Annotated in this window: 21 protein-coding genes and 1 pseudogene; 10 read left to right on the top strand and 12 right to left on the bottom strand. The window is 67.5% G+C overall.

What is annotated here, in order from left to right; genetic code table 11:
* Position 1: 1 nt before the first annotated feature.
* The 6 genes from ACFMQL_RS10165 to fxsA all read right to left on the bottom strand — a co-directional run bounded on the left by ACFMQL_RS10165 (position 2) and on the right by fxsA (position 6,155).
* Positions 2-793, bottom strand: a complete 792-nt coding sequence (locus ACFMQL_RS10165; protein WP_378785401.1) for a hypothetical protein — start codon at positions 791-793, stop codon at positions 2-4.
* A 77-nt stretch (positions 794-870) separates the two neighbouring features.
* A complete protein-coding gene (locus ACFMQL_RS10160; RefSeq protein ID WP_364068105.1) occupies positions 871-2,148 on the bottom strand; it encodes an HEXXH motif domain-containing protein in 1,278 nt (425 codons plus the stop codon).
* Positions 2,145-3,317 (bottom strand): FxsB family cyclophane-forming radical SAM/SPASM peptide maturase, encoded by a 1,173-nt coding sequence (locus tag ACFMQL_RS10155; RefSeq protein WP_364068104.1) that lies wholly within the window; start codon positions 3,315-3,317, stop codon positions 2,145-2,147. The genes ACFMQL_RS10160 and ACFMQL_RS10155 overlap by 4 nt, the downstream gene beginning before the upstream one ends.
* A 74-nt stretch (positions 3,318-3,391) precedes the next feature.
* Positions 3,392-5,029, bottom strand: a complete 1,638-nt coding sequence (locus tag ACFMQL_RS10150; RefSeq protein WP_364068103.1) for a tetratricopeptide repeat protein — start codon at positions 5,027-5,029, stop codon at positions 3,392-3,394.
* 8 nt (positions 5,030-5,037) lie between these two features.
* Complete coding sequence (locus ACFMQL_RS10145) at positions 5,038-5,907, bottom strand: SIR2 family protein (protein ID WP_364068102.1); 870 nt, start codon at positions 5,905-5,907, stop codon at positions 5,038-5,040.
* Positions 5,908-5,990: 83 nt separating this feature from the next.
* The gene (gene fxsA, locus ACFMQL_RS10140) at positions 5,991-6,155 is read right to left on the bottom strand and encodes an FxSxx-COOH cyclophane-containing RiPP peptide (RefSeq protein ID WP_364068101.1); all 165 of its coding nucleotides are present in this window, start codon (positions 6,153-6,155) and stop codon (positions 5,991-5,993) included.
* A gap of 151 nt (positions 6,156-6,306) precedes the next feature.
* Between fxsA and fxsT the strand changes: the two genes are divergently transcribed.
* Complete coding sequence (gene fxsT / locus ACFMQL_RS10135; protein WP_378785398.1) at positions 6,307-8,832, top strand: FxSxx-COOH system tetratricopeptide repeat protein; 2,526 nt, start codon at positions 6,307-6,309, stop codon at positions 8,830-8,832.
* A gap of 263 nt (positions 8,833-9,095) precedes the next feature.
* Here fxsT and ACFMQL_RS10130 read toward each other — a convergent pair whose 3' ends face one another.
* Entirely contained in the window at positions 9,096-9,812 is a 717-nt protein-coding gene (locus tag ACFMQL_RS10130; RefSeq protein WP_378785396.1) for a hypothetical protein, read from the bottom strand.
* Between the two features lie 688 nt (positions 9,813-10,500).
* Between ACFMQL_RS10130 and ACFMQL_RS10125 the strand changes: the two genes are divergently transcribed.
* Positions 10,501-10,911, top strand: a complete 411-nt coding sequence (locus ACFMQL_RS10125) for a hypothetical protein (protein WP_378785395.1) — start codon at positions 10,501-10,503, stop codon at positions 10,909-10,911.
* A gap of 50 nt (positions 10,912-10,961) precedes the next feature.
* The gene (locus ACFMQL_RS10120) at positions 10,962-11,138 is read left to right on the top strand and encodes a DUF6086 family protein (protein WP_378785394.1); all 177 of its coding nucleotides are present in this window, start codon (positions 10,962-10,964) and stop codon (positions 11,136-11,138) included.
* Positions 11,139-11,346: 208 nt separating this feature from the next.
* On the opposite strand, the gene ACFMQL_RS10115 is transcribed toward ACFMQL_RS10120, so the two are convergent.
* The gene (locus tag ACFMQL_RS10115; RefSeq protein ID WP_378785393.1) at positions 11,347-12,273 is read right to left on the bottom strand and encodes a LuxR C-terminal-related transcriptional regulator; all 927 of its coding nucleotides are present in this window, start codon (positions 12,271-12,273) and stop codon (positions 11,347-11,349) included.
* A gap of 182 nt (positions 12,274-12,455) precedes the next feature.
* On the opposite strand from ACFMQL_RS10115, the gene ACFMQL_RS10110 reads away from it, so the two are divergent.
* From ACFMQL_RS10110 to ACFMQL_RS10095, 4 genes are all read left to right on the top strand, one after another.
* Positions 12,456-12,596, top strand: a complete 141-nt coding sequence (locus tag ACFMQL_RS10110) for a hypothetical protein (RefSeq protein WP_364068096.1) — start codon at positions 12,456-12,458, stop codon at positions 12,594-12,596.
* 25 nt (positions 12,597-12,621) lie between these two features.
* Positions 12,622-13,146, top strand: a complete 525-nt coding sequence (locus tag ACFMQL_RS10105; protein WP_364068095.1) for a MauE/DoxX family redox-associated membrane protein — start codon at positions 12,622-12,624, stop codon at positions 13,144-13,146.
* A 109-nt stretch (positions 13,147-13,255) separates the two neighbouring features.
* Positions 13,256-13,792: a hypothetical protein gene (locus ACFMQL_RS10100; protein ID WP_364068094.1), complete on the top strand. Its 537-nt coding sequence runs from the start codon at positions 13,256-13,258 to the stop codon at positions 13,790-13,792.
* A 5-nt stretch (positions 13,793-13,797) separates the two neighbouring features.
* Entirely contained in the window at positions 13,798-15,666 is a 1,869-nt protein-coding gene (locus tag ACFMQL_RS10095; protein ID WP_378785390.1) for an ABC transporter ATP-binding protein, read from the top strand.
* A 170-nt stretch (positions 15,667-15,836) separates the two neighbouring features.
* Here ACFMQL_RS10095 and ACFMQL_RS10090 read toward each other — a convergent pair.
* Positions 15,837-16,016, bottom strand: a pseudogene (locus ACFMQL_RS10090) (S24 family peptidase); the annotation flags it as partial.
* Positions 16,017-16,599: 583 nt separating this feature from the next.
* Positions 16,600-17,070, bottom strand: coding sequence for a hypothetical protein (locus ACFMQL_RS10085; protein ID WP_364068091.1), 471 nt, complete (start codon positions 17,068-17,070; stop codon positions 16,600-16,602).
* Positions 17,071-17,335: 265 nt separating this feature from the next.
* Between ACFMQL_RS10085 and ACFMQL_RS10080 the strand changes: the two genes are divergently transcribed.
* Both ACFMQL_RS10080 and ACFMQL_RS10075 read left to right on the top strand, forming a co-directional pair.
* A complete protein-coding gene (locus ACFMQL_RS10080; protein ID WP_378785387.1) occupies positions 17,336-18,304 on the top strand; it encodes a hypothetical protein in 969 nt (322 codons plus the stop codon).
* A 401-nt stretch (positions 18,305-18,705) separates the two neighbouring features.
* Positions 18,706-19,335, top strand: coding sequence for a hypothetical protein (locus tag ACFMQL_RS10075; protein ID WP_378785386.1), 630 nt, complete (start codon positions 18,706-18,708; stop codon positions 19,333-19,335).
* 39 nt (positions 19,336-19,374) lie between these two features.
* Here the strand turns inward: ACFMQL_RS10075 and ACFMQL_RS10070 are convergent, their stop codons facing one another.
* Entirely contained in the window at positions 19,375-21,765 is a 2,391-nt protein-coding gene (locus ACFMQL_RS10070) for a DEAD/DEAH box helicase (protein ID WP_378785384.1), read from the bottom strand.
* Positions 21,766-22,170: 405 nt separating this feature from the next.
* Between ACFMQL_RS10070 and ACFMQL_RS10065 the strand changes: the two genes are divergently transcribed.
* Positions 22,171-25,599: a helicase-related protein gene (locus ACFMQL_RS10065; RefSeq protein WP_378785383.1), complete on the top strand. Its 3,429-nt coding sequence runs from the start codon at positions 22,171-22,173 to the stop codon at positions 25,597-25,599.
* 80 nt (positions 25,600-25,679) lie between these two features.
* On the opposite strand, the gene ACFMQL_RS10060 is transcribed toward ACFMQL_RS10065, so the two are convergent.
* On the bottom strand, positions 25,680-26,819 hold the full coding sequence (locus ACFMQL_RS10060) for a VWA domain-containing protein (protein WP_378785381.1): 1,140 nt from the start codon (positions 26,817-26,819) through the stop codon (positions 25,680-25,682).
* Between the last annotated feature and the right edge of the window lie 163 nt (positions 26,820-26,982).

Raw genomic sequence — 26,982 nt, 5'->3', positions numbered from 1 at the left:
TTTAGTCTAGGTTTCCTGCCGGCGCCTTGGGTGGCAGGGGCAACGGCTTGGCGGCGTTCCAGATCGCGTTGAACTGGTCGAGCCAGTACGTATACCAATACGGCGCGTTCTTCTTGGTCAACTCCAAATGCATTCTGCCGGACGTCGATGAATTGCGTACCCCGTGGATCTCGACGATGATGACCCCGTCCGGCCGGGTGGGGTTGAACGCCACCAGGCTGAATCCGGGATTGTAGCCGAACAGCCGGAATTCGCGGCCGCCCGGCAACGGCCACGACGCCATCGCGGCCATTCTGCTTCTCGTGGTGACGATGCTGTCGGCCAGCGTCTGCAGCGGATATTCCAGCCCGTTGTCGAGCTGCTGGGTGGCGATCCGCACCGCCTCGGACTCCTCGTGGTCGAGGACCACCATCTTGACGCTCCCATCATGCCGGTTCAGCACCGTCGAACGGATCGCGCCGCAGTGGTCCTCTGACAGGAAGTTGACGCCCGACGGCGCGAACATCCAGATTTCCTGGCTCGTGCGCAGCCGGTCCTTCAAGGAGACGCGTTCGAAACCGGTCCGGTCCTCGAGAACCCGATCCGTCAAGGCGCCCTCGTTCCGAGGCACGGTGATCTGATGGACGAGGACGCCTACGCCGGCCAGCAGCACGGCCCACTTCAACTGATCATCGACCTTATCGCCGATCAGCGTCAGCGCCGCGAACACGATGGCGAGCAGGGAGATGACGTAGGCCTCGATATTCCTGCGTTCGCGTATGTCGTGGAGTACGCGCCGGGCATATTGGAGCATGACACCTCCCCTTTGATGGTAGGCCGCACTCGGAGAATGCGGGCGCCGTCAAATGAAAGGTGTCATGACCCGATGCGTCATTGATTGCGTTCGCGCCAAAGGGAGCGATGCCGGTCGGCGGCTCCGGCGGCCAGGGCAGCGGCCTCGGCCGGTACGGGCTCGCGCGCCCACTCGTCGAGCCTGCGCGCCATGCGCCGGACGAAGACCTCGCCGGGCTCGGTCAGCGCGCCGCTGTCGAGGAGGGTGTCCGCGACCTGGCGTGCCCCGGCACGCCAGCGGGCGAACTCCGCGTTCGCGCGAATCGCCGCTTCCCCGCTCTCCAGGTGCCGCTGGCGTTCCCAGAAGTCGGTGACGCCGACATAGGCGTACGTGCCCTGGAGCAGGCCGGCGGCCGGACGAGGGTCGGGACGCCACGGCGCGTAGTAGCGCGCGCCGTTGTCGGGCTTGGTCAGGGGCACGACGTCGAGCAGGGCCGAGAGCTTGGCGTGCTGGGTTTCGTGCGTCAGGGTGACGGCCAGCGCGTGGGCGTCGGGCGGAGTCGACATGGCGATGCAGCCGAACGTCTCCCGCGAGGTGGCGCTGGACATGCCGTCGGGCGGCGGGGCCAGGGGAGTGAACACGCTGATCGCCGTCGACACCTCTTCGGCCACCGGGTGGTGGTTGCGTACCAGCAGGTCCCATCCCTCTTCCAGGAGATCCTGCCAGCGCCGCGCCTCCTCCGGAGTGAGGGGGTCGCGCAGGGCGTCGGACCCGGGCATGCGGTGCGGGTCCAGGTCGTCGATCAGTACATCGAGCCGCAGGTCGTCGGCCTGCGCGGACAGCGGGCGCAGCGGCCGCCAGTTCGGCTCGTCGTCGGTGAGCTCCAGGAACCTGCCCCCGGCGGAGACCTCCACGCCGTCGGGCGAGCAGTGCAGGGTCGCGACGGCGACGCCGTGACCCACGGTGAACTGCCCGAGAGACGGCAGGTTGATCACTCCGTCCATCGCGGCGACGTCGAGGTCGCACGCGACGCCGGCCCGGATGGCCGCGGCGGCCGCCAGCGCGGACATCTGCTCGGGAGCCTCAAGGGTCTGGATCGTGTGCCGCGCCCACGCGCCGACGGAGGGGTGGTGCACCACGGCGTTGACCGCTTCGGGGTGCGCGGCCTGGATGCCGGCGAGCAGGTCGTAGGCCCGGCGCACCTCGGGCCAGCTCGGATGACCGTCGGTGCGCGTCTTCTCGAGAACGCCCCGGAGCAGCAGAAGATGCTTGCTGCGCTGGCCGGCCTTGAGCTGCTCTACCGTTGCCGTTCCCCCGGCGCCAGAGGCCAATTCGTCGAAGGCCGCAGCAGAAATGCGGTGCTCTGCGAGGTTCATCTGTGGTCCTTCTGCAGTGCGGTGATGTCGCGCTGGATCGTGTTTCGAATGTGTGTGATGAGCCGCAGCAAGTCGGCGCAGTAGACAGACGGATTGAGAAAGCCGCTGCCAGGCCGATAACGATGAGCGTAGTGACCACCGCCGCAGACCCGGCCCACAGGGCAGGCTTTGCACGTGTCAGAGAGCGCCGACCAGCCGATTTGGCGTGCCGCGATGGACGGCAGCCGCAGAACGTCATCGAAGGAGTCGCGGAAGACGTGAAATCCGGTGCTCGGCGCACCCGGGTAGGCGGATTTCAGGATGTCCGACTGCTCGATCTCACCGTCGGTCTCGATGACCACCATGGCGGCGGCGGCCAGGCCGACCTGTTCGCCCTTGGTGGACCTGCCACCGAGAAGCAGGTGGATGATGTCGTCGAACAACCGCACGCCGACTGGTTGAGCCGGCGTGGAATACCACTGATCGAAGATCGCGATCAGCCAATCGGCGTAGGGCGTGGCGGGATCGCCGCTGCCCAGCCCGGGAGGAGGTTCCGACCATGTGCCGTGCGGAAGCAGCAGGTCGATGGTCGGAGGGTCGAATGCCAAAAGCGCCTGATAGGTCTCAAGGGGGTCGTTGCGCAGGTCCACCGTGCAGAGCAGGCCGCGGAACAGGCGCTGGAAGGGCGGTTCTGTCAGCATCCGCAGGCCGGCTGCGACCTTGTGGTAGCTTCCTCGGCCGTCGGCGGTTCTGCGGTTGCGGTCGTGTGCCTGCTCGCCCCCGTCGAGACTGACGGCCACACCGATCTCGTGCCGGTCGAACAGGTCCAGATACGCTCTGTCCAGCCTCGTCCCGTTGGTGACCAGTCTCAGGTCGACGGGGACGTCGACGGTGCCGCGTACCGTTCCGACCAGCTTGTCGATCTCCTCGGGACGCATGAGGAGCGGCTCGCCCCCGTGCAGGATGACCTCGACCGACGGGAGATCGTGAGCCTGTACGTGCTCGGCGATCCGCGCCGCCACCGCCTCGACCACGTCGGGCGCCATGCGCTTCGGCCGTGACCGCCAGCTCTGGTCGGCCATCTCGTACATGTAGCAATAAGTGCAGGCCAGATCACATCTGCTGTGGATCTTCAGAATGAACTGCCTGAACGGCGTCGGCCGCCGGCCGGTCCCGGCCAGCGCGGCCACATCGAGAGTCAGCGGCCATTCGGGCAATGTCTGCCGGCCCGTGAAGCGTGCGTCATGGGCGTGAGCATAATGAATCAGTCCGGATCGCGAAGTGTCCGCAGCGCTTCCTGGACAAGACCTGACGGAAGACCGGCGAGAATCGTCTCGGCGGCCTTGGGGGTGCTCGACCGTTTGAGGGCCCTGGCCAGGGCTATCTGGGCCGACACGTCGTTGGGCGCATAGTCCAGCGCCGTCTTGATGCGCTGGATGGCCTGGACTGAGTCGTTCTGGTCCAGCCACAGGAGCCCCTCTTTGGTCAGTACGCGGGCCACGCCGTCGAAGCGCTGGTACTCGGAGAAGATCCCCGCCGCCTCCTCGCAGTGCCGCCGGGCGCTGGGGATGTCGCCCCGGGCGTGCGCAACCCATGCGTAGATCTCCGCCGCTTCCGCGCGTACCCATGCCTCGCCCACGTCGGCGGCGCGTTCGGCCGCGTCCGCCAGGCGTTCCGCACGGTCCCAGTCGTGTTCCTCCACCGCCTGGCGAGCCTCCTTCAGGTAGGACTCCGGCGAGTGGGATCTGGTGACGGGGGCGATGAGCCGGTCGTGGGTCAGCTCGTACCAGCGGATGCCGAGCCGGTGCTCGGCGCGGAGGAGATGGCGTTCCTCAAGGGCACGCGGCACCGCGTTCGGCATGCCCTTGGTCTCCGTCAGTCCTTCATAGACGGCGTTCCTGGTGCCGTGCTCGGTGATGAAGGCGTTGCGCATCCACAGGCGGAGCTTGCTCGCCGGCAGGCCGTGCTCGGCGGCCACTTCGGCCACGGTGCGCTTGTAGTAGGCGAAGAGGAACTCCTCCACCCTGGCGTACAGGCGGGCGTGTTCCTCGGTGATCTCGGTGACCTCCGGCGGCAGCGCCTCCCACAGGGCGGAGCACACCACCTGGAGCTGGATGGGCTCCACCGTGTCGAGCCGGATGGTGGAGGTCTCGCCCGCCTCGTTGACGAAGACGACCGTTCGGAGGTCGTCGATGAGGAGCTCGGCGGCGGCCTGTGTGATGGTCCTGCCGGTCTGCGGCAACGGCCCGTGCACCACCTCCATGGCCTGTTCCGGGGTGAGGGGTTCCAGGTGGAAACGCGTACGCGAGCCCTGCCCGATCCGGCGTTCGTGCGGGAGGACGAGGAACAGGTACTCCTCGCGCAGGGCCAGCAGGACGTGCAGCCCGGGGTGCTTGGCGACGGCCTTGGCCAGCTGGTCCAGGAAGGCCTTGCGCTCCTTCTCCAGCACCGGCGAGCCGTGGAAGATCTCCTCCGCCTGGTCGATGGCCGCGAGGATCGGTACGGGATCGCCGTACATGTCCGTACGCTCCGGCCGGTCGTTCAGGAAGTCCGAGATCGTCATGCCGGCGAGGCGCTCGCGGTCGAGGTCCGGCGCCCAGGACGACAGCAGAGCCATGACGTACGGGTTCTCGCCTGCCTTGGGCCTGTTCATGCGGGGAGCGATGCGCGCGACGGGCAGCACGTCGGTGCGATCCGGCTCCAGCAGCGGCAGTACCCCGGCGTGCAGCAGGGAGGTCTTCCCCACGCCGGAGGCGCCGTAGAGGACGGTGAGTCCCGCGGCCTGCCAGAGCGTCGCGACCTCCCGGGCCTCCCGGCCGCGCCCGTGGAAAAGCGCGCTCTCCTCACGGCGGTAAGGACGCAATCCCACGTACGGTTGCACCTGCGGGTCCGTCACTGGCATGCGCCCCCTCACATCCTGCTACGCAGTTCTTCGAAGAACTCCTCGGTACTGCCGATGAAGATCGTGATGTTCCAGCCGTCGAGGTACCGCTGAAGGTATTCCCGCGCTTTGTTCGCGGCATCCGCCACGGACGTGTTGAGATCCGGCATCAGTTGGACACTCACGTGCCGCCGTCTCATGTTCGCCGGCATTCCTTTGAGCAGTCCGTAGAACAGCACCCGGAAGTTCCAGTCGCGCAGGCTGTAGCCGACGAAGAGCAACGGGCTGACGGTCATGGTGTTCAGCACCGGGCTGGGCAGAGGTGACTCGGCGGACGCGCTCATCTCCACCAGGTTGCCCAGGTACGTCAGGTAGTCGTCCTCGGTGAGCACCAGCGAGCGGGGATCGTTCCACCGGCCGTGCAGGTGGTAGATCAGCGGCTCGTCCTCGGTCGGCTGCTCGAGGTACGGCTTCTTCTCCCCGACGTCCCACCAGGTGCAGACCTGGCTGACCGGCTGCTTGCGCCCCCCGCTCTCCTGCTGCAAGGCCCGCATCATGAAATCGTCATAGTTTGTGGTGAGATACGTCTTGATGGGGAAATTTGCCAGGATTGTATGGGGGTCCGTGTCGCAGACATCGTCCGTCGGCAGGTACTCCTGAAGATAGGTGCAGACCTCGTGCTTCAACTCCACGGGGTCGCCGCTCGCCCAGGCCGCGTATTGCATGACTCGGGCCAGGTCATGCGTGTCGGCGAAGGGGTACTCGTAACGTTCTGCGAAATGTTGGGCGAGCTGGCTGCCCGTCGGTAAGCGTCCGAAACATGCACCGGCGCCGAGCAGAGGCGTGCAGTCTCCACGGCTCAGTTGTCTGATCAGCCGCTCCCAATCCGGCTCTCTCACACACCCGCCCCGACCGTCACGTCGCCTGCCCAAGGCCGCCGTACATAATTGTTTGGTACAGGCTAGAACGTGTCAGTCAGAAGTCAAAGAGCTGATTGAAAGCCCGCGACCGGTCCGGAGTCAACCTCATCGACAAGGCGCTTCAGAGCCGTGGTCAAGCGGGAGGCCGGCAGGCTTTCAAGTTCGGTCAAGCTCAACCCGCTCACGTCGACAAGGCCGCCGCCGTACTCTGTCTCCTTGCTGGTCATGGTGTTCCCCGATCCATAAGCTGTGATAGTTCAGCCTTATCTTCCCATGGTTAGGACGGCATGGCGATACCGCCCCGCCACAAAGGGTTCACCAGAGTCGGCGTGACGTCTAAGCTTGATTTCAAAGTCCGGTTCTAGCGTAGGCGGTATTGTGTCGGTTTCGCACCTTTCGCCGGATTCGGGGCGTGTGCCTCCCATCTGGGGACGTGTGCCTCAGCGCAACAACAACTTTACGGGCCGCGCCGAATTGCTGCGAGAGCTGCACGAAAGCTTGATGTCCAACGTTGCCGCGGTCGTTCCGCATGCGCTCCATGGACTAGGGGGCGTGGGCAAAACGCAGCTGGCCATCGAATACGCCTACCGCTATCGCCGTGAATACGACGTCGTCTGGTATATCCCTGCCGACCAGCCGATGCTGGTGAAGTCATCGCTGGCCGGGTTGGCGCGCGAGCTGCGGCTGCCCGTCAGTGCCTCGACGGGTGTCGAGGAAGCGGCCGAAGCCGCGCTCGACGCGTTGCGGCGCGGTGACCCGTACGAGAAGTGGCTGCTGATCTTCGACAACGCCGACGAGGTCGACGAGATCAACAGGATCGCGCCCCGAGGGCCGGGCCACGTGCTGATCACCTCACGCAACCACAGCTGGCAGGGCGTGGTTCCCACGGTGCCGGTCAACGTCTTCCCGCGCGAGGAGAGCATCGAGTTCCTCATCAAGCGGTCCCGCCAGGGGATCACGGAGGCCGAGGCCGACCGCCTGGCCGAGGCGCTGGGGGACCTGCCGCTGGCTCTGGAGCAGGCGGGTGCCCTGCAGGTCGAGACCGGCATCGCGGTCGAGGATTACCTGGAGCTGCTCGAAAGGGAGACGACCCGGCTGCTGGGCACCAACAAGCCGGCCGACTACCCGCTGTCGATGTCGGCCGCATGGGCCCTGTCGGTGACACAGCTCACCGATCGGATGCCGGTGGCGGTCGAGCTGCTGCGCTGCTGCGCGTTCCTCGGGCCCGAGCCGATCCCGCGCGACCTCTTCCAGCGGCTGCCCGAGAGCTACGCCGAGGGCTCGAGACTGGCGGAGATTCTCGCCGACCCCATCCTGACCAGCCGCGTCATCCGCGAGCTCGGCCGCTATGCCCTGGTCAAGATTGACTCCGCCAGCCGTACGCTCCAGGTGCACCGCCTGATCCAGGCGCTGCTCCGTGACGAACTGCCCAAAGTCGAGCACGCCGCGATGCGCGGTGAGGCACATCGCCTCCTCGCGGCCTCGGTGGCCTCGTCCGAGCCGGACAGCAACGCGTCCTGGCCTCGCTACAGCGCCCTCCTGGGCCACATCGGGCCCTCCGAGGTGCGCAGCTCTCGTGATCCGCGCATTCGGGAGTTCGCTCTCAAGATCGTCCGCTATCTCTACTCCTCGGGTGACTTCAAGTCGGCGCAGGTGATGGTCGAGGGGTTCATCGAGAAGTGGCGGGCCGACGGCGAAGACGGCGAACACGTTCTGGCCGCGCAGCGCCACCAGGCCATCATCCGCCGGGAGCTGGGGGACATCGAGGGGTCGTTCGCGCTGAACCAGCGACTTCTCGAGCGGATGCGTCGCGTGCTCGGTGAGTATCACGAGCAGACGTTGCTGCTGCTCAACAGCCATGGCGCCGACCTCCGGTTCCGAGGCGACTTCGCGGCGGCGCTCGAACACGACCGCGAGTCGCTCCGCCTCCACGAGGAGAAATGGGGGCCGGAGAGCCGGCGCACGCTGCGGGCACAGAACAACCTGGCGCTGGACTACCTGCTGCTCGGCAAGTACACAGAAGCCCTTGAGCTGCAGCAGAAGACCTTTGAGACGCAACGGGCGCGCACCGACGTCAGCAGCATGAACGTCCTGTCGTCGTGGAACGGCCTCGCCCGCCTCACCCGGCTGCTCGGTCAGTATCGCGAGGCGTGTGACATCGGCGAGGACGCCTACGAGTACGGCGTCGAGCAACTCGGCCCCGAGCACCCGTGGACCCTGCGCGTCGCCAAGGACCTGTCCATCGCCATGCGGCGCGACGGCCGGATCGAGGAGGCCCTGGAGCTGGCGCGCCGCACCTTCGAGGTGCAGGTGCGCAACGTCGACCTCGACCACCCCGACACCCTGGCCGCCGGCCTGTGCCTGGCCAACGCGCGGCGGGCCTCGGGAGAGGTGGTCGAGGCGCTGCGGCTCCTTGAGGATCTGTCGCCGCGCTTCAAGAAGATGTACGGCAAGGATCACCCGTTCAAGTTCGGCTGCGACACCAACCACGCGCTGCTGCTGAGGATCAACGGACGTGTGCAGGAGGCGGTCGACCTCGACAGAGAGGCGTTCGAGGGCCTCAAGCGGAGGCTGACCCGCCATCACCAGTTCACCCTCACCTGCGCGATCAACCTTGCCAGCGACCTGGCCGCGATGGGCGAGCACGAGCAGGCACGCTCACTTGGGGAGGCGACGAAGGAGCGGCTGAGCGATCTACTCGGCCCTGAGCATCCGCTCACCCTGGCGGCGTCCGCGAACCTGGTCGTCGATCTCCGGCAGCTCGGCGCGTACCGCGAGGCGGACGCGCTCAGGAACGAGACGCTGCAGCGTTACACGCAGATCCTGGGCCGAGGGCACCCCGATGTGCTCGTCGCGGAGAGGGGCCGGCGCCTCGACTTCGACTTCGACCCGCCCGTGCTCTGATGGACTGACAGGCCCACGTCTCGTGGCCGAGGAGGGCTCGGTGACGGCGGCGGCCGAGGTGCTGCGGTCGCCCGGCCGGCCGTTTCGCAGTAGATCCGCAACCTGGAGCGGGAGCTCGGCGTCACGCTGTTCACCCGTATGCCGACCGGTTGGGTGCCTACGGTGGCCGGTGGCGCGACGTCGTCGCGGTCTTGGAGAAGAGGCGCAACACCGCGCACACGATCGACCGCCCGGCTCGGAGGGGCCCACGCGGGCCCCTCCACTCATACGGAGGACGGTTTCCCGGCTTCGCGTTCGGCTGCGGGCTTGCTCCTGTCGCCCGGCCAGGCGCTGCGTCCGCACGTCTCGCCGTACACATAGGGGCGGATGAGGGAGACGTTGGAGCCTGGGCTGAGGTGGCGCTGCTCGGGCTTCGCCCGCGTCTTGATGAAGCCGGGCTTCACGGCCGGCACCTCGCCGCGCGGAGCCGCAGGTCTTTCCCATGTCTGCAGCCGCTCGGCGGCGCTCTCGTGCCGCTCCTGCAGCTCCTGGACCTGACGCAGCGCCTTCTCCAGCTTGTCCTCCTTTTCGAGAACGAGGTTGCGCAGCGCCTTCATCTCCTTCTCGACGCTTTCCAGCCGGAACCTCATGAACGCCAGCTCATCGTGCGCCGTCTTGGAACTCGCCGGACAATCGCCCTGCTCGGCGGTTTCCAGACGGCTCACGAGGTCACGCCAGGCGCACCACTGCTCGCGCGGGACGTCGAGGGCGTACAGAATGCCGATGAGATAACTGACCCTGGGCCGCTTTTCGCCGGTGAATATGCGTTGCAGCGTCGACTTGCTGGGGACGCTGTCCGAGGTCAGCACGTTGTCCCGGTTGCCGCGCACCATTTTGTCATGCAGGTGGCGGTAGCTCTGCCGGGGTTTCGTCGCCCGTATCTTCCTCAGCTCGGCAATGGCCTCCGGCCATGTCGTGATGGTGCTCAAGTCGGTGGTCACAGCTGTTTTGCACATGGCACGAGCACTACTCCTTCCTTGGTAGTGCGGCGAGGGGGGCGGCCGTACCGAGAGCGGCCATCGATGGCGTGATCGTACCGATGGCGGGCGGTTGACGAGCGTCCTCGACCGGTCGTCAGGTGTCCCAATCGGTCTCAGCTTGACTCCCGGCCCGAGCGTACAGCGTCCCAATCCGTCCTCGGGGTGGTTTTCCGCGTACCGGTGCGGCCCACGAAGTCTCTATACGGCGGGAGCCGGCTTAAGCCGTCCCAACTCAGCTCGAAATCTGGCGTCCGCCGCCGGCCATGCGTTTCGCTGTAGACGTCGCAGGGCGCCGCTTTTCCGCGGCTCCTTCCATCTCTTCCTGTCGTCATTCCGAGAAAGGCCGGCATCGCCATGCGTGGGATTTACCGCAGTACCTTGGCCGTGCTCCTCATAGTGGCGGGAACCGCGTTGACGGTTCTCGCTTTCCACGACCACACCCTGGTCATCGTCGCGGGCTCGCTCGCCACCGTGCTCGCCGCCGTCGTCGCCACATACCGGGCGTTCTGCGAGGGAGGCGGGTCCCAGCGGCGGGCGTGTGATGGCCGTCACGGTCGTTGTGCGTATTCGTCCACAGTTGATCGGGGTGAAGCTCCGTACTGTCCCTGTCATCAAGCGGAACACACCGAATGACGGGGAGGAACCCGAAATGCGGAAGACCTTGGCGATCGCCGCCCTTGCCGGTTCGATGGCCGTTACCGGCCTGGCGATCAGCGGCCCGGCGCAGGCCGCTTCGGCCACGACCGCGAGCACCGCTCACTCTGCCACGGTCACGTGGGGGAAGTTCTTCTCCAGCGACTACAAGGCGTACACGTTCGGTGAGACGTGGAAGTCGCACGGCAAGGTGTTCACGAAGTGGTACGGCGTGGACAAGCGCGGTGGTAAGAAGGGCTGGGTCTGGTTCGAGGTGTACCGGAACGGCCGTTGGGTGAAGTTCAACAAGGCGTGGGACGGCAAGGTCGTCGGTACGTGGAGTGGCCGGGGGATCCAGAAGGTGTACACGTTCTCCTGCTGGGCCGGGAAGTTCGACAACTGCGGCAAGAAGTACCGCATCTACTGATAAATCCGACGGATGCCTCATCGGGTTGCTTCCCACCCTCACTCCACCTCATGATCGACCGGAGGGACAGCGGCGGCGTCGGAGGAGGTGCGGTGAGCCGGTACTACCGGGTAGGCGATGACGTGTTGTGGAACCCGTCGAACGGGGTCTCCGCGCTGTTCCTGCGTACGGCCGAGGCCCTCGCACCGGAGACGGGCCTGCCGACGGGGCTCGGCCCGATCAGGTGAGCGGCCCCGGCACCCGGCTGCCCGGGGATGGCGCCGAAGCCCGATGGGCGGAGCTGGTGGCGCGGCACGCCCGCGCGATGCCCCGCTGACCCGGCGACCCCCGCTTTCGGCGCGCGCCCAACGCGGAGCCTTTCGGCGCGCGCTCGGAGCCGGTCCTTTCGGCGCGTGCTCGGAGCCGGTCGGGGAGCCCGCGCCTCTGGCTCGGCGTTCAGATCCAGCCCTGCTGCTTGGCCAGCAGCGCGCCCTGGAAGCGGTTCGCCGCACCCAGCCGTTCGAGCAGCGCGGCCACGTGCCGCCGGTATGTCCGCAGGCTCACGCCCATCTCCCTGGCCGCCACCTCGTCCTTATGGGTGCTGGCCAGCAGGTAGAGCACCCGCCGCTCGCGCGGGGTGAGGCCGGGCGCGTGGCAGGGTTCGAGGTCCTGCGCGTGCGCCCAGACGCGTTCGAACAGATCGGTCATGGCCGCGACGACCCCAGTCTGGGAGATCATCAGGGCGCTCCGGTGGCCTCCGTCGGGCTCGCTGGGCACGAACACCACCGACCGGTCGACGATCACCATGGCCTGCCCGTCGTCGTCCATGAGCCGATGGTGGTCGCTGGCGCGGTGCAGCGTGACGCAGAGGTCCATGACCGCCGGATCCAGCAGGCTCTTCCTGGAGATGATCGTGCGCCAGCGGGCGCCCTCCGCGATCCGCTGCAGGCGGGCCGAGAGCCCGTCGGTGCACGGGCGGAGGTGTTCCGGCTGCATGATCAGCACTTCCTGCGCGTCGAGCGCCAGGGAGCAGATGCGCTCGTAGATCCGGTCGGTGCCGTCGATCTGCTCGATGGTGACCGTACGGCAGGAGTCGCGCTGCTGCGCGTTCAGCAGGTGGACCGCCTCCCACGCCGCCGACATGCGCCGCTGCTGCACGTGCGTCTCCAGCAGCCGCCGCCGGATCAGGCGGCTGACGCCGATCTCCGGCTCCACGGGGACGGGGTGTCCGGCCTCGTCGAAGCGTACGAGGCCGAGATCGGCCAGCCGGTGCAGCGCGGCAGGTAAGTCGTCCGGATCGTCCGTCGCCGTCTCGCGGCCGCTCAGGAGGTCTCGGTAGACGCACTCCTCGAAATCGGTCAGTCCGAGACTGCTGAGGCTCATGTGGCTCCCGATGGACGTGACAGGAAGCTGCACGGCACTACAGCATGCTGCCAGCCCTGACTGCTTATGTCAGTTGATCATCCGTGGTTATTGTCCAGGTGTCGTCGTAGATCACCCAAATCGCGAACGGCGCCCCTTTGCCGGCGTTTCCGCCGCCGGCTCGCACCACAAGGAGGACCCCTGTGATCCGTGCACTCAACGAGCTGAGCGACCGGCTGCTCAGCAGGTTCCTGCCCACCACCACCGCGGAGGCCGAGCCCTGCTGGTGGACCGACACCGGTATCCACTGCTGCATCTACGCCGGCAAGACGTACTGCCGCTGAGTTCCCGGCCTCACGGATCAGCGGCATGGAGTACGTCGCGGTGACCGCCCGCTGCACCTTGGGGATCGTCTTCCTGGTGGCGGTGGTCGGCAAGGTGCGCGGGCGTGCGGCGTTCGAGGCGTTCCGGCGCTCGGTGCCGGCGCTCGTCCCGCTGCCGCGGGGCCGGGTGCCGGCCGCGCTGCCCGCCGCGGTGGTCGCCGTCGAGTCCGCCACCGTCGTGCTGCTGACGACGAGGTCCACGGCACCGGCCGGGCTGGTCCTGGCCGGTGCCGCGCTGCTGGCCTTCTCCCTCGGCATCGGGCACGCGCTCCGCTCGGGGACCCGGGCCTCCTGCAACTGCTTCGGAACGCCGGCGGCGCCGCTCGGGCGCAGGCACCTCGTACGCAACCTCGCCCTCGTCGCCGTGGCCGTCGCCGGGGCGGCCACCTCGTACGGGGACGCGCGGTTGCACGTCGCCGGGGCGGTGCTGGCGATCGCCGCCGGGGGCCTGCTCGCGCTGCTCGCCGTCTTCACCGACGACCTCGCCGACCTGTTCGCGAAGCCGCACTGAGCTCACGCGCCGTGCCTGCCCGCCCCGAGCCCCGGGCCCCGAGCCCTGAGTCCCCGCCTCCCACGCCGCGCCCCCTTCCGCCCCGTTCAACCGTACGTAAGGGTCGCCGATGTCCTTCCTCGTCGCCGCCGTCGTCTTCGTCGGCGCGCTGAGCGCCCTCAACCTCTTCCTGCTCCTCGCCGTCATACGCCGCCTGCGCGAGCACGCGAACGTCCTGCGGCACGTGACCGCGCCGCCCGCCTTCACCCCGCCGGGCACCAGGCTGCCGGACTTCACCGCGACCGCCGTCACCGGCGCGGCCGCCGGCAGGGCCACGTTCGGCGCAGGAGGCGGGCCGACCGTCGTCGGCATGTTCTCCACCGACTGCTCCGCCTGTGACGAGCACCTGCCCGTGTTCGCCGAACGGATCCGCCACCTGGGCCGCGACCGCGTCGTGGCGCTGGTCGTGGGCGGCGGGCCGAAGGAGGAGACGTTCACCGCCGCGCTCGCGGACGTCGCGACCGTGGTCACCGAGCAGCGCGACGGCCCCATGTACACGGCCTTCGGGCGCCCGCCGTTCCCCGGCTTCTACCTCGTGGACGGCGCGGGCGTCGTGACGGCGTCGGCGCGCTCCACGGACGAGCTGCCGATCCCGGCGACCCTCTGACCGTCATGGCGAACCCCCTGCTCGGCCGTATACGCGTCGCCGCCGCACTCGCCTGGACGGCCCACCCCGCCGCCGCCGTCAGCGCGGCCGTGCTCGGCGTGCTCAGCGGGGTGGCGCCGGTCGCGACCGCCTGGCTGACGAAGCTCGTACTGGACGCGATCATCAGGGGCGACGGCTTCGCCGCGCTGGCCCCGGCGGCGGCCGGGCTCGCCGTCGCGGGACTGGCCGTGATCGTGCTGCCGCACCTGGCCGAATACGCCAAGGCGCAGCTGCGCAGGTCGCTGCGCGTGCTCATCTACGACCGGCTGTTCCGCGCGGTCAACCGCCATCCAGGGCTCAGCCGGTTCGAGACGCCGGGCTTCCACGACACGCTCAGGCTGGCGTACGACGCGAGCGGCAACGCCCCCGACCGCCTGGTCATCGGCGTGCTGGCCATCGGGCAGGCGATCATCACTCTGGCCGGCTTCGCCGCAAGCCTGGCCGCCATCAACCCGCTCATGATCGTCGTCATCGCCCTCGCCGCGCTGCCCACGGCGCGCGTCGAGCTGATGCTCAGCCGCAAACGTGCCGAGGTGATGTGGGACATCACCCCCGCCATGCGGCGCCAGGTGTTCTTCGGTGACCTGCTCACCCGGCCCGAGGCGGCCAAGGAGGTGCGGCTGTTCGGGCTGGGCGACTATCTGCGTACCCGGATGCTCGACGAGGTGCGCGACATCAACAGGGCCGAGCGCGACGTCGATCGCCGCGCTCTGCGCAGCCAGGGCGCGATGGCGCTGCTCGGCAGCGCGGTGGCGGCCGGCGGGCTGATCTGGGCCATCGCCGGCGCCGCGTCGGGGGACATCAGCGTGGGCGACGTGACGGTCTTCGTCGCGGCCGTCGCGGGCGTCCAGGCGGCGCTGACCGCGATCGTCAGGCACTGGGCCGACGTGCACAACGCGCTGCTGATGTTCGGCCACTACATGGAGGTGGTGGCGGCCGAGCCCGACCTGCCCGTCCCGCGCGAGCCCGTCGCGCTGCCCGCGCTGCGGCGCGGGATCGAGCTGCGCGACGTGTGGTTCCGCTACAGCGACGAGCACCCCTGGATCCTGCGCGGGGTGGACCTGTTCATCCCGTACGGCCGCACGGTGGCGCTCGTCGGCGTGAACGGCGCGGGCAAGAGCACCCTGGTCAAGCTGCTGTGCCGGATGTACGACCCGAGCAAGGGCCGGATCACCTGGGACGGCGTGGACCTGCGCGATGTGAACCCGGCCGACCTGCGCGGGCGCATCGGCGCGGTCTTCCAGGACTACATGGACTACGACCTCACCGCCGCCGAGAACATCCAGCTCGGCGACCTGTCAGCGGGGCGCGACCAGGTGCGGGAGGCGGCCCGCCGGGCGGGCGTCCACGACACGATCGCCGCGCTGCCCCGCGGCTACGACACCATGCTCAGCCGCCTCTTCGGCGACCGCGACGAGCAGTCGGGGGTCTCGCTGTCCGGCGGGCAGTGGCAGCGGCTCGCGCTGGCCCGCGCGTACCTGCGGCAGCGCCAGGACCTGCTGATTCTCGACGAGCCCAGCTCCGGCCTCGACGCCCAGGCCGAGCACGAGGTCCACACCGGCCTGCGGGCCTACCGCGGCGAGCGCACCAGCGTGCTCATCTCGCACCGGCTCGGCACCGTACGCGACGCCGACCTCATCGTGGTGCTGAGCGAGGGCCGCATCGCGGAACGCGGTACGCACGACGAGCTGATGGCGTCGGACGGCGAGTACGCCAGGCTGTTCACGCTGCAGGCGGCCGGCGACGAAACCGGCTCGTCCGGCGGCGCGGGGGACGACGGGCCTGCCGAGAGCCTGCGTACGACCACGCCGAGCACCCGGTCGGCGGGCAGATAGCCGTACACCCGGGAGTCGGCGCTGGACGTGCCGTCACCGACGACCACCAGCGCCCTCTCGGGCACCCGCTCACCCGGCCCGGCCTTGGCCGCCCCGGCCACGTCATCCGGCACGGGATCGCCGGGCAGCGCGGTCACCCGCTTGATCGCCCACGGCGGCCGTGGCGGCCCCGTGCCCCACCCGCCGGGCCGCGTCGACTCGAAGACGATCACCTGGCCGCGCCGCACCGCCGAGGTCCTGCGTACCAGCACCCGATCACCGGGAAGGAAGGTCGGCGCCATGCTCACGCCGCTCACCTGGACGACGACGAGCCTGCGCCGGGCGACGACCGCCGGAACGACGACGAGCACCGCGACGGCGGCGAGCGCGAACCACACGCCCTCACCCTAAACCGGCAAGATCAACGTACGCCACGGGCTCATCGTCGGCCTGACCGTCTGCATGGACGGCCTGCTCGCCCTCGTCACCGGAATCATCACCGCTGAGGCCGCATAGTCCACCGGGCGGATGCACGCCGTTGATCCGCACGCTCCCGCGCAAGAAAGGCCACCACACGCCCGTCGAGCCGAATCGCTCCTACGGCATGACCGGCGCAGCCGCTTCACACTTCACCGGCTTCCCCAAAAGGCGACGCCTGCCTTGGTCATGGTGAGACCTGGGCAGGCGTCATCATTCTCCGACCATAAGAGGATGGTGACGTTCGAAGAAGAGACCGGCGTTGTCTAAGCCGAATGCGAGTCAGGTCATTGACTTCGCCGATGAAGAATTCCCCGTTGAAAACCCCGTACGCGTCGTCTTATGACGGACGCTTCCCCGTGTCGCCCAGGCGCCCCTGCCTGGGCCGCCGTTCACGCTGAACAGCGTGTCCCCCGCAGATCCAGCTGGAAGCAGAGCGCCACTGGATGCGCGCTCACCCCGTGATCTCCAACGGGGTCAGTTGCTGACCCTGATCTTGGCGATGACGGTGCCGTCGTTGTCCTTCAGGCAGCCGTCGGCGTCGTTCACGCGAAGCTGCAGGAAACCGGCCTGGCGGGCACGGAAGACGCCGCGCGTCCCGACCCGGTAGTGGTCGCCGTTGACCCTGGCGATCAGCGTGCCGTACGGGAGCCCGCGCAGGATCTTGCAGCCCTGGTAGATCTTGCGGTCGGTGTAGCGGTGGTAGCCGTTGGCCGACACGTACGGGAACTTGCGGTGGTCGACCGTCCAGCGGCCGTCGGTGGCGCGGATCCGCACCAGGTCGCCGGGCTCGACGTACACGCCCGTGTGCTGCCAGCCCTTGGTGGCGCTGATCCACTTGCTCTTGCCGTACGCGGACGTCGTCGCCGCGGCGGGCGAGGCGGTAGCGGCGACGCAGGCGCCGGCGGTGACGGCCGTGAGGATCAGGGCGGCGAGCTTGGATCGCATCGGTATATGTCCCCTCTGGAAGCTCATTGTCCCGTGGTGCATCAGGTTGGATAGCGCTGTGGCGGCAGAGGTTCGCGGCGATCTGAGGTTTTTTCGCGGCGCGTCGGCGACCAGGCAATTCGCGCGATAGGCGCCCCTCAGCACGAATGATGTTCGGTTGTGAATTCCGACATTTCGCCTTAAGTGGTGAAATGTCGGGGAGTCCTGAACGGCTGTCGGTGGCCCTCTGTACCATCCGAGGCTGCTGAACACCGGAACCGGCTGAATGGCCGCGCCGGTCCTCTTTTGCCGTGCCCACCGTTCACCAGAAAGAGGACATTCAACCCGTCATGGAAGCGCTGTCCCCGGGGACCCCCAGCGCATCGGCGACCACTGGCTCGCCGGGCGGCTCGGCTCCGGCGGCCAGGGCGTCGTCCACGACGCCTACGACGACGCCGGCAACCGGGTCGCGGTCAAGGTGCTGCACGCCGCCGCCGACTCCACGCTGCGCGCCATACCTGCTGGACGTCGCGACCGGCGAGCGGTTCGGCGGGCCCGTCTCCGAGCGGCGCGGCGGGAAGGCGGTGAGCCATCCGGTCGTGGACCCCACAGGAACCACCCGGTCGCGGACCCCGCAGGAAAACGCCTGCTGCTGCCGGGGGACCGCCTCGATCAGATCGCGCTGCCGGGGTGGCGGAGCGAGCGGCCGTTCGCCGCCTGCGCGAAGCGGCCGCAGGCGGTGGCGATCGGCGACGACGGCAAGACGCTCGCCTGCGGCGGCCGTACCGACATCGCCCTCGTCGACGCCGTCTCAGGCCGACCGCGCGGCGCGGCCGTCCCCTGCGACGCCTGCGGAACCGGCGGCCGGTTGCGCTTCAGCCAGGACGGCCGCCACCTCGTCTCCTTCCGCGGCCGGGACGTCCAGGTCTGGGACCTGCGCACCCGCCACACCGTGCTCGACCACCGCGCCGACGGCGAGCCGACCGACGTCGCGTCCGACCCTTCAGGCGGCATACTCCCCGCCCTCCCCAGGGCCGCCGGCGAGGTCGACTTCCTGGCCTTCTCACCCGACGGCAAGACCCTTTGCCACCGCCTCGCTGGACGGCGTACTCCAGCTCTGGGACATCCCCGCCCGGCGCCGGCTCGGCGGCTCCTACCTGGTGCGGGCGGGCCGGCCGTGGTCGCTCGCGTTCAACGCCGACGGGACGGCCCTGCACGCCGGGATGGAGGGTGCCGTACGGACGATCCCCGTTGACGGGCGGCGGGTGCCCGAGGAGGCGTGCGACCGTGTCGGGCGGACGTTGACGCCCGCCGAGTGGGACCGGTACCTGGGCGGAGCGCCGTATCAGGACGTCTGCCGCCGGGCCCCATGAGCGGTTGACACGAACGGATTGCGGCCGATCACCCTGAGTGACAAGATGTGGCGGCGTGATCGGCAGGGCGTTGAACACCGGCCGGCCCGCGCCCGCCGCTCAGAAGCGACCATGCCCCCGCCGATCCACCGACGCCCCGACCACCACAATTCGAAAAGCCCAAGAGAAAAGTCCTAACCCCGCAACTCCAGGAGAAGACGCCCGACCCCCGCAGCCTGACAGAGAGCTTCGGAACCCCCTACAACTCCGACAGAAGGCTTACAGAAGACGCTAAGGAGCGGGTGTGCTGACCGACGCCGCCTCCCGTCAGCTTCCCCAGTGGTCCCGCCAGCGCAAGCCGGGCCTCGCCGCCCTGGCCGTGCTGCTGGTGCTCGGCGGCGCGCTGACCGCGATGATGCTGGTGATGAGCGCCGATGAGCGTATGTCCGTCATCCGCGTCACCGGCCGGGTCGGCGCCGGCCAGCCCTTCGGCCCCGCCGTGCTGCAGGAGGCTCGTGTCGCCGACGACGGCGGCACGTACTGGCCCTGGTCGCAACGGGCTCGGCTCGCGACCACGGTGGCGTCGGTCACGGTCCCGCCCGGCACGCTCCTCACCCCGGCGATGGTCGCAGGCGCCGATGGCGGCACGACGGCGGGACACCCCGTCCGCCTGGGCCTGGCACTCAAGCCAGGCCAAGCCCCCTACGACCTGCGACGGGGCGAACGCGTCCAGCTCATCCACGTACCGAGCCGCAGAAACCACGCCACGGAACCGGTCGTCATCGCGGAGGAAGCGGTGGTGGACGGCGTCAGCTACAGCTCCGGCTCAGCCTCCCAGGCCACGGTGATCGTCGACAGCGTGGTAGCACCACGGGTGGCGAACCACGCCGTCAACGGCGAAATAGCCATAGCCGTCCTCGCCACCCGTCCTTGAGAACCGGTCTACATACAGGTCGACTAACGACGGCTGGTGTCAGTGTGACACGTGCCTATTTGAGGCTTGTTCAGCCAGACGTTTGCGTTCGGCGGCAAGGACTTCCTTGACAAGTTGTGCCTCGGTGAGGTCCACGGCCTCTGGCGTCGACTCGGCCATCTCGCTCACTCGAGCGAATTCATCGAACAGGGCCTTCTTCTCCGCGAGCAGCTCGGTTATCCGTTGATCGACGTTGTCTTCCGACAGCAGCCGGTGGACCTGTACCGATTGGACCTGGCCCATCCGGTGTGCGCGGGCTATGGCCTGGGCCTCTGTGGTCGGCTTGAGCTGCGGCTCGCAAATGATGATGACAGACGCGGACTGGATGTTGAGCCCCACGCCACCGGCCACGATTTGAGCGACGAGCACCGCGCCGTGCCTGGCCGCCGAGAACTGGTCCACCATGTGCTGGCGGTGATGCGCCGGAATCGACCCCGTCAACGGTCCGAACACCGGGCCGGGAAGGGACTGGCAAACCAGGTCCAATACCCGCCGGAAGTGCGAGAAAACGATGACCTTCCGCTCGTTCTCTTCGGCCTCACGGACGATCTCGATGAGCCGTTTCATTTTCTCGGAGTCGCGCCCTTCCAAGAGGGCTGCTTGCCGCATCTCCATGAAGTTTCCGCTCTGCACGGCCGCTCTATAACGGGAAGCATCAGCCGAGCTCATCGGCAACCATTCATCAATCTCAATGAGCTCGGGAAGCTCGGTCAGCACGTCCTCCTGGTTGCGACGGAGGTACGCCGGTGCTATCTGCCGCCGAAACATCCGTGGCGAAAGATCGGAGGCGTCGACAGTAAGGTCGGGGCGCACGTACGACGCGAGATTTCGAAATTCGGCCACTCTGTTCTCCAGCGGTGTGCCCGTGAGGAGAATCGCCCGATCGGCGCGCGCGATCAGCTCCGTCGTCCGCACCGTGCGCTTGGCCTGCGGGTTCTTGATGTAGTGAGCCTCATCGACCACGATGCATGCGAGGTCACGGTGCCGGCTGAAGGTCGGTCCCCACCACGCCAGCGTCTCGTACGTCGTGACAGCGACTCCGCCGTCTCGCATCCAGGCTCGGCTGGCACGTTCCCGATCAGGACCGTGGACTCGATGCGCCCGCAGCTTCGACTTGCCGGCCACCTCACGCATCCAGTTGGTCACCACCGCTGCCGGGCAAACCACCAGGAAGTGGCTTTCACCCCGGCTTCGTAGATGGGCGAGGACCGCGATGGCCTCGACGGTCTTCCCGAGGCCCATCTCGTCACCGATGATGACCTTGCGCTGTACCAGGGCGAAGCGGGCCGCGAAGCTCTGGTAACCACGAAGAGACGCGGTCATGTGTTCACCGCTGAGTGTCTGGTCGCGAACGGCCTTGATGATCTCTTCGGGCAGGTCGCCGTGCGCTGCGTTCTCGTCTTCGGTGATGAAGCCCAGTTCCGCGAGCATGGCGTAGTAGTCCGCGGGACGGCTGAGGAAGTCATCCCATGGGTCGCCACCAAGAGTCGGCCCGCCGGACGACAGAGAGGAGTCGAGCAGCTCGGCACGCCGTTTGACGATGTGGATGCTCTCACGGAGCTCCCCGGCAGTGAGCTCCCTGGTCGGAATCACCAGGAGATGGCTCGTTCCACCGGTGATAGTCGTCCTCAGCGGAGCGAGCTCGGCGGCACGTTTAAGGTCGGCTGATGCGCCTCTGGTCTGGCGGCATGAGTCCCACTCGGCGAGTCGCCGCAGGAGTGTGGTTGTTTCGGGTGATCGGTTGCTGATGTCGATCCGTACCGGCATCTCGTCGTAGGTCGTCTGCCACAACGTGTGTGCGGCTCCCAGTATCCGCCAGGCGGACGTCCCTCCGATGCCCGGTAACTCTGTCAGGGCTGCGTCCCAGTCGAGCACCTCCTGGACCGTTCGAATGCCTGCCTGGGACAGGACGCCTACCCGAAGGCGTTCGCGGGTGGCGGTACGCAAGGCATCGACCGGCATTTCCTGCAGCATCCGCCGAACGTCGGCGCGCCGTACCTTCTCGGCCGCATCGGATGCGGCAGCACGGTACTGCTCCTCGCTCGCGATGACCCTGGCGATGACGTCCAGAGCCTCAGGCAGACCCTGGAAAATCGAACTGTCCAAAAGCTCAGGCCGCGAACTCGCATACCTGGCCACAAGGGAGAAACCAAGGGCGGGATCGAGAAGCGCGCCGAATCCCGAGCGCCCCTGGTCGAAGGTGCCCCTGAAGGCGCCGAGCCGCTCCGCCCGGTTCGGCCAGCCGGTGAGCGCCGCGTGGTGACCGCGCAGGAATGCGGCGGCGGCCTCTGCCGTCTGCTTCGTCGCCGCTCCGGTGAAGAAACGGCGCATACCAAGAAGAGGCTGAACATCGTCGATGGCGCGGGGGATGTCGTCGGTGAGCAGCCGCATGACGGCGTGATCCTCTGCCGTGACCAGAGGAAGATGCGCCCGTTCCCATAGAAGCCTGACGACGTCCCTGTCGTCCATCCCGAGGGGAACCACTCCCCAGGCGATCTCGCCTGCTCGGGCGATCCCGACGCTACGTGCGGCCAATCCTTGTTCTGCACGATCGGCGGCTACGTGCACGGCCGAGTGCCAAGCTCGTACGCCGGCGGCTTGCCGGCCCCACTGCTGGAAGTCCGCTACGAGGCGCCGTATCTCTGTGCGATCTGTTTTATTCATGCCTCGTTAAGTGATGGATGGACATCAGAGTACGTGATGGTAAAGCACCTACCTCCTATGGAGGAATAGCCTTAGACGGCTCACCCGGCGTTCGCCGATGAGGCCGGACGCCTGACACTCTGGAGGTAGCCGGTGCGGCTTGAGGATCTCTGTTCCGGTGTGCGGGTAGCCGGAGTCATGCCTGGCGAGTCCGTTCTGGTGATCGCCGCACAGTGGCACGGCTCCGACGCTCTGGAGCTGACCTACAAGACCCTGGACGGAGGGCTGCGTCAGCAAGTGCTCTTCCGCTCGGATGAAAGCAGGCTCAGCCTGTCTGATTCCGGCAGCCGTCCGTTCGACGCCGATGCCGAAGACTTTCGGCTGGCCGCTGAGACACAGCGGATCTCCCTAGCCGGGCTGTTCGATCCGATGCTCGCCGTGGCGACCAGCGACGTACAGCCATTGCCACACCAGATTCGGGCCGTCTATGGCGAGATGCTGGACCGCACACCGCTGCGCTTCCTTCTCGCCGACGACCCGGGCGCCGGCAAAACAATCATGGCGGGCCTGTACGTGAAGGAATTGCTCCTCCGTGACGACGTCAAGCGGTGTCTGATCGTGGCCCCTGGCGGGTTGGTGGAGCAGTGGCAGGACGAGCTCTACTTCAAGTTCGGGCTGCGTTTCGACATTCTCTCCCCAGCAATGGTGGACGGCGCGTTCGGGCAAAACGTTTTCGAGCAATACCCGCTCCTCATCGCGAGGATGGACCAGCTGGCCCGGAACGACAGTATGTTCGCGCAGCTCGATGAGGCCGAGTTCGATCTCGTTATCGTCGACGAGGCCCACCGGATGGGCGCGCACTACTTCGCCGGCAAGCTGAACAAGACTCGCCGGTTCCAACTCGGCGAAACCTTGCGTGACCACACCCGTCACCTGCTCCTGATGACCGCCACCCCGCACGCAGGCAAGGAAGAGGATTTCCAGTTGTTCCTCACCTTGCTCGAGCGCGACGGCTTTGAGGGCCGGTTCAAGTCGGGTATCCACAACGCCGACACCACGGGACTCATGCGTCGTATGGTCAAGGAGGACCTGCTCACTTTCGACGGCAAACCCCTCTTCCCTGAGCGGATCGCCCAGACGGTCCCTTATCAGCTCACTGCCGACGAGCAGCACCTTTATCAGTGCGTCACCGAGTACGTGCGCGAAGGAATGAACCGGGCCGCGCGGCTGGATGACAAGCGCCGCAACACCGTCGGATTCGCGCTCACGGTGCTGCAACGGCGTCTGGCGTCAAGCCCGGAAGCGATCCATCAGTCTCTGGTCCGACGTGCGGACCGGCTGAGGCGCCGCCGCGACGACCTACTGAACGGCCGTAGCGTCGCCGATGAGTTCGCACAAGTCGATTTGGACGACTGGGACGAGGAGGAACGCAGCGCCGCCGACATCGAGCAGGTCGAGGAGGACTTGATCGACACCGCCACTGCGGCGCGCACCATCGAGGAGCTCAATGCCGAGCTGGCCGACCTCGACCAGCTCATCCATCTCGCGCAGCGAGTTCGCAACCTTGACACGGATCGCAAGTGGGTCGAGCTGCGAAAGATTCTGGAGGACAACGACCTCATCCACCCCGGCGCAGCGAAACCACGCAAGCTGATCATTTTTACCGAGCACCGCGATACCCTCCACTACCTTGCTCGCAAGATTCGCGCGGTGTTCGGCAGGAACGACACGGTGCAGACCATCCACGGTGGTATGCGCCGGGCCGAACGGCGCGCCATCACCGAGGAATTCACCAAGAGTCCAACCTGCCAGGTGCTGGTGGCGACCGATGCGGCCGGCGAAGGACTCAATCTTCAAGCCGCGCACCTCATGGTCAACTATGACCTGCCGTGGAACCCCAACCGCATCGAACAGCGTTTTGGCCGCATTCACCGCATAGGCCAGACCGAGGTCTGCCGCCTATGGAACCTCGTGGCCGCAAACACCCGGGAGGGCGAGGTATTCGCCCGGCTGCTCCACAAGGTCGAAGAGCAGCGTAAAGCCTACGGCGGCAAGGTCTTCGACGTTCTCGGTGCGGCCTTTGACGAGACGCCGCTCCGCGAACTGCTGATCGACGCCATCCGGTACGGCGACCTGCCGGAGACGCGGGCAAGGATGGAACAGGTGATCGATGACTCGGTCGCCAATGGCCTGAATGAACTCCTCAAAGAGCGCGCACTCGCCAACGACGCCATGTCAGAGATCGATCTGGCGCACACTCAGCGGATGATGGAAGAGGCCCGAGCCCGTCGGCTGCAGCCGTACTACATCGAGTGGGCGTTCCGCCGTGCCTTTCAGCGCCTCGGCGGGCGACTCACGCGACGCGAGCCCGGCCGGTACGAAATAACCCAGGTTCCGCCGGCGGTCCGGGCGGTCACCAAGCACGGGCCGGTCGCCGTGCGCTACGAGCGTGTCACCTTCGATTTGGAACGCATCAACGTCGACGGCAGGCCGCGTGCCGACCTGCTCGCCCCAGGACATCCTCTCCACGACGCCGTTGCCGAGCTCACCATTGGCCAGCTGCGGCACTGCCTTGAGCGCGGCACCGTTCTGGTGTCACCACAGGTCGAGGAGCCCACCCTTCTGGTCGGAGTGGTGGAGGAGGTCGTAGACGGCACCGGAGAGTCGATCGCGCGCAGGTTCGGCTACGCCTTTGTCAATCCTGCCGGCGAGGTCCGCCCGGCGGGGCCCGCACCGTATCTTGACTGCATGCCGGCTCCGCGGACTCCTTCTGTAGTCGCGGCCACGAGGTTGCCCTGGCTCAGCGTGGCTGAGTCACAGGCCCGCACGTGGATCATCGGTCACCAGCTCAAGGACTTCCTCGCCGAAGTGTCGGTTCGCCGGCTCGTCGAGCTGCAAAGGACTCGTGAGCGGGTCGACCAGCGCCTGAGCCATGAGTACCGCCGGCTTGCCGATGAGGCCAGGGCGGCCATGAGCAAAGAGCAGGCGGGCATCAAGCCGAAGGAAAGCTCCGACAGCCTCATGCGGAAGGCGCACGACCTGAAGATTCGCAGGCAAGCACGGTTGGCGCTGCTTGACCAGCAGGCCCAGCTGGCCACCAAACCACCGCAGCTGATGACCGCCGCGCTGGTGCTGCCGCTGGCCATGGTGGCCGCCGAGATTCCCGCGAGCGCTCCTCTGCACGCCAAGGAGGCCGCGGTCGTCGAACGGCGGGGGATCGATGCGGTGCTGGCCGCAGAGCGTGCGCTCGGCCGCCTGCCGCAAGAGCAGGCGTTCAACAACCCTGGCTACGACGTCCTATCTCTGCCATCTGATAATGGTCCATCCATCCGTATCGAGGTCAAGGCACGCCTTGAAGGGGCCGAAGATTTCTTCGTCACCCACAACGAGGTCCTTACCGGCATGAACTCGGCTCCGCATTACCGCCTCGCACTGGTCACGGTCAGCAAGGCAGGCCCCAAGTACGACCAGGTCCGGTATCTGGCCAACCCGTTCGCCAACGTCGATGCCGGCAGCCTCGCCGCGCCCGGCGTACGCGCGAGCTGGTCGGCGGCCTGGAACGCTGGATCAGCACCTTTCTGAACCAGCGACCACCTAAGGCGCGTGGCGACCGCCGTCCAACTGTTCGAGGAGGTGGCCACCGGCTACGAAGACGGCCCGGGTCAGTCGTAGGGGCGGCCGTGTTTGCGGGTGCGTGTGTGCCACTCGGAGCGGACCTGCTTGGAGACTCGGGCCCCGTCATGTCGTATATCGCGGACGTGCCTCCGCAGGATCGCCATCTCGGTCAGGAACTCATCGGCGTCCGGCACCCAGGACAGGCCCTGATCGAGGGCTTCGATGGCCGAGGAGAGGAGGGTCTCGGCCGCGTCGATGTCATCACGAAGCAAGGCGTCCGCGGCACGAAGCCTCGCTTCCTGGGCATCGTGGAAGAGCCGTTCGGCTCGCACCGCGAGGTCGGGCACGACCTCGGCCGCCCGATCTCCGGGGATGACACGGATCGACACCGGCTTGGTGACGGTGCGAGTCGTCAGCGTCCGGCTTTCCACATACGTGAGCGTGAGCTCGACGACGACGATCGCACCGAGAGTCGCCATGCGGGGCACGGGCAGGTGCAGAAGCAGCTTGCGCGTCTCACCGCCGTAGAAGTCGCCCAGTTCCGCGACGACGGTGCCGTCGGTGCGGCGGGTGCACGGCAGCTCGCCGTACAGCCGGAGGCCGGGGACGGGCATGCGCGGTGTGATCGTGAGACTGGCGGCCTGGACGACCTTGGACATGATGACGCCCATTTCGGCTGCGATGAGCCGGACGGCGCTGTCGGCGTCGGTGGCGTGCAGGGAGCTTCCCGCACCGCCGTCGGCTATCGCCGCCATGAGGCGTTCGTCGTAGTCCAGGCCGTAGCCGAGGGCGGTCGTGGTGACGCCGTTCCGGTGGCCGTCGCGAGCGATGTCCGCGAGGAGCTCGTGATTGACGATGCCCTCGTTGGCGTGACCGTCCGAGATGAGCAGCACTGTGGCGCCGTGATCGCCGATGACGCGACGGACCTCCTGCATGCCACGGAGCAGACCGCTGGACAGGTCGGTGAATCCGCTCGGGTGCAGAGTGTTGATCGCCCGCTTTGTTGCGGCCTTGTCGGCCAGCGGGCCGGCCGGCACCTCGACCTGGGCAGTGTCGCTGAAGCTGACCAGGCCGAAGGTGTCGGCAGGAGTGAGGCGGTCCACCAGGCCCAGCAGTGCACGCTGGGCACCGGCGAGGCGGGCGCCGGCCATCGATCCACTGCGATCGAGGACGACCTGCACGGTCACAGGCGGCCGGTCGGCAGGTGAGGAAGGCGGGGCGACGAGCTGCAACAACAGAGTGACGTCGTGGTCCCTGTTCTGGGGGACGGCGCTCATGTCGAGCCGGACGGTGAGGTGCACGGCGTTCTCCTGTCAGCGGCGCTTGAGCGTCCATGAACCGTCGGCCTTC

This window comes from Nonomuraea fastidiosa, from assembly GCF_042751225.1.
Taxonomy (GTDB): domain Bacteria; phylum Actinomycetota; class Actinomycetes; order Streptosporangiales; family Streptosporangiaceae; genus Nonomuraea; species Nonomuraea fastidiosa.
This window is presented reverse-complemented; position numbering and strand designations above follow the sequence as displayed.

Excerpts from the sequence above, each read along its gene's own strand:
- ACFMQL_RS10165 (WP_378785401.1), bottom strand. The coding sequence starts at position 793 with ATGCTCCAATATGCCCGGCGCGTACTCCACGACATACGCGAACGCAGG.
- ACFMQL_RS10160 (WP_364068105.1), bottom strand. The coding sequence starts at position 2,148 with ATGAACCTCGCAGAGCACCGCATTTCTGCTGCGGCCTTCGACGAATTG.
- ACFMQL_RS10150 (WP_364068103.1), bottom strand. The coding sequence starts at position 5,029 with ATGCCAGTGACGGACCCGCAGGTGCAACCGTACGTGGGATTGCGTCCT.
- fxsA (WP_364068101.1), bottom strand. The coding sequence starts at position 6,155 with ATGACCAGCAAGGAGACAGAGTACGGCGGCGGCCTTGTCGACGTGAGC.
- ACFMQL_RS10125 (WP_378785395.1), top strand. The coding sequence starts at position 10,501 with ATGCGGAAGACCTTGGCGATCGCCGCCCTTGCCGGTTCGATGGCCGTT.
- ACFMQL_RS10120 (WP_378785394.1), top strand. The coding sequence starts at position 10,962 with ATGATCGACCGGAGGGACAGCGGCGGCGTCGGAGGAGGTGCGGTGAGC.
- ACFMQL_RS10115 (WP_378785393.1), bottom strand. The coding sequence starts at position 12,273 with ATGAGCCTCAGCAGTCTCGGACTGACCGATTTCGAGGAGTGCGTCTAC.
- ACFMQL_RS10105 (WP_364068095.1), top strand. The coding sequence starts at position 12,622 with ATGGAGTACGTCGCGGTGACCGCCCGCTGCACCTTGGGGATCGTCTTC.
- ACFMQL_RS10100 (WP_364068094.1), top strand. The coding sequence starts at position 13,256 with ATGTCCTTCCTCGTCGCCGCCGTCGTCTTCGTCGGCGCGCTGAGCGCC.
- ACFMQL_RS10095 (WP_378785390.1), top strand. The coding sequence starts at position 13,798 with ATGGCGAACCCCCTGCTCGGCCGTATACGCGTCGCCGCCGCACTCGCC.
- ACFMQL_RS10085 (WP_364068091.1), bottom strand. The coding sequence starts at position 17,070 with ATGCGATCCAAGCTCGCCGCCCTGATCCTCACGGCCGTCACCGCCGGC.
- ACFMQL_RS10080 (WP_378785387.1), top strand. The coding sequence starts at position 17,336 with ATGGCCGCGCCGGTCCTCTTTTGCCGTGCCCACCGTTCACCAGAAAGA.
- ACFMQL_RS10070 (WP_378785384.1), bottom strand. The coding sequence starts at position 21,765 with ATGCGGCTGCTCACCGACGACATCCCCCGCGCCATCGACGATGTTCAG.